At 69.6% G+C, this 2,240-nt stretch carries 1 protein-coding gene and 1 pseudogene; both read right to left on the bottom strand.

Annotated elements, in window-relative coordinates; genetic code table 11:
* Positions 1-129: pseudogene (locus tag HIR71_RS16135) on the bottom strand (IS21 family transposase); the annotation flags it as partial.
* Positions 130-185: 56 nt separating this feature from the next.
* Positions 186-1,574, bottom strand: a complete 1,389-nt coding sequence (gene istA / locus HIR71_RS16130; RefSeq protein WP_311836333.1) for an IS21 family transposase — start codon at positions 1,572-1,574, stop codon at positions 186-188.
* Positions 1,575-2,240: the final 666 nt, after the last annotated feature.

Genomic DNA, 2,240 nt, shown 5'->3' with positions numbered 1-2,240 from the left:
GTACCGCGGCGGGGCGTCCGACGCCAACGCCGCCCGCACCGTATTCCTCGCCACCCCCAGACGACGCGAGAGCTCCTTGATCGGAACCCCCTCCGCCCGGTGCAACCTACGGATCTCTGCCCAGTCCATCGCGATCACCCTCCAAGGGTTCAGGAGGGGGTCAAATTTCATCCGTCGCACAGGGGTCAGTTTTCACGCGTCGTCGACACGGGCCCGTAGCGGCGGACCAGGCCGAGCAGCCGGTAGACCGCGCGCATCCTGGTCCAGGGCAGCGGGTCATCGAGGATCCGCTCGGCGTAGATGCCGATGTTCTGCCCATGGCCGGCGCATGTGGCGATCAGCCGGGTCAGGTCGCGAAGGGCGTAGCCGGTCTTCTCCGCGGGCAGGTCTGCCGGGTCGGTCCACCGCCCGCCAGGTCGCTGTCTGGGGTGGGTCTTGACCAGGCGGCCGTGGTGGTAGAGCTTGACCAGCTCGGAGTCGGCGCGGGCGTCGAGCTGCTGGCCGAGGAACTCGCCCGGGACGGAGTACAACGCCTTGGCGACCTCGACGTGGAAGTCGCGGTGAACCTTCACCGTCCTAAAGACCGGCACGTCGTACGGCTGCGGGAGGGCCAGCAGCGCCGCCGCCTCGGTGTCGGTGAAGACCTGAAGCGGGCGGGCCTGGATGGTGCCGTGGATCCGCATGCCGGCCTTGTCCCGGCACCACGCCTCGGCGCGGCGCTGGGCGTCGGCGAGGTCGGTGAAGGTCTCCCCGGCCCAGAAGTTCCCCCGCACGTACTGCACCGTGCGTTCGACCCGGGGCTTGTCCTTCGGGGAGCGGACCCGGGCGGGGTCGGTGACGAACCCGGCGTGCTGGGCATAGTCCAGCCATCCCGTCGAGAGCCTGGGGTTGACGGCGTCGGCGTCGGTCACGACCGGCTTGAGGTTGTCCGGGATCAGGACCTTGAAGACCCCGCCGAAGAACGCCCAGGCCGCCTCGCAGCCGGCGATCACCGCCGCGAGGGTCTGGGAGTAGGTCAGCCAGACGAACATGTGCCGGGAGTACACCGCGGTCAGGATCAGCGCATGGACCTTGCGGCGCCGCCCGTCGGCGTCGAGCAGGTAACCCATCTGCCCGAAGTCGACCTGCAGCTCCGCGCCCGGCTCCCCGTCGGCCACGCGCACGGTGGTGTCCTTGGCCCGGTACCCGCACCGCTCGGTGGCGAAGCGGTGCAGGGTCCGGTACGGCACCACACACCCCTGGCGGGCCAGGAGATCTTCGATCTTCACGATCGAGAGCGCCTTGTTGTCCTTGCCGTCGCCCTTGACCCAGGCACGGATCTGCTCCTCGCGTGCCAGCAGGGCCTCCCACGCCTGACCGTGACCGTTCGGCCGGACCGGCCGCACCGCCGCCACCACGGCGCCGACCAGCTCGTCATCGACCGCAACCAGCCCCGCGGTCCGTTCCAGCCCGGCCGCCTGGGCCGCCTCGACGTACCGGCGGGCCGTCTTCCGGTCCACCCCCGCCCGCTCGGCGACCGTGCGGAGCCCGGCCCCGCCGAGCCAACCCCGCAGCACCTCTTTGACCTCAATCACGCTGACCTCCCGGAATCCCACGCCCGTAGACCTCTCGCGCCGACGAAGCTGACGCGGCGATCAAACGGGCGAACCGAGGACCCACCGGCAAGGCGCGCCGGGTGGTCCCATGACTGGCAATCCAGGCGGTCCCATGAGGGTGGCAGAAAACCGGCTACACCGGTCCCATGCTCATGGCAGGCGACAGCCGGTCGCAGTCCGCACCTGCCTGCTCGTCCAAGCCGCGAGGTGTCGTAGGTCGAAGTAGCTCGAGTTGTTGTAGGTCGGAGTAGATCGCACGAAGCCTGTCGGCGGCCAGGGCGTACTCACGGTTGCAGCGCTTGCCTTCAAGGAGCGCACGATGCGACGCGATTGCGTAGGCGTGGAATTCAGCGGCCTCCCATGCGAAATGACGCTCGGGCTGCCGCGAAAGAGAGACGGGCCGCGCGGCCCGGCCCGAGCCGCGGCGCGAGACGGGCGGACTACCGAGCAGCCAGGTCGTTCGCCTCCGCAGCCAGATCGACGCCCGCCGAGCCGTCCCTTCTGTCGGGGGCATTGGTGGCTCATCGCGATTGAGGGTGTAGTCGGGGTCTGAAGCCGCCGGTCTCGAGCAGGCTTCTGGCGATGTAGTTGGTGAGGTTGCGGAAGCCGAGGGCGGAGCCGCGCAGGTGTTCGAGGCGCCCGTTG

The sequence above is a fragment of the Cellulomonas fimi genome (genome assembly GCF_012952065.1).
GTDB classification, from domain to species: domain Bacteria; phylum Actinomycetota; class Actinomycetes; order Actinomycetales; family Cellulomonadaceae; genus Pengzhenrongella; species Pengzhenrongella fimi_A.
The sequence above is the reverse complement of the archived record's forward strand: the minus strand, read 5'-3'. Positions and strand labels throughout refer to the sequence as shown.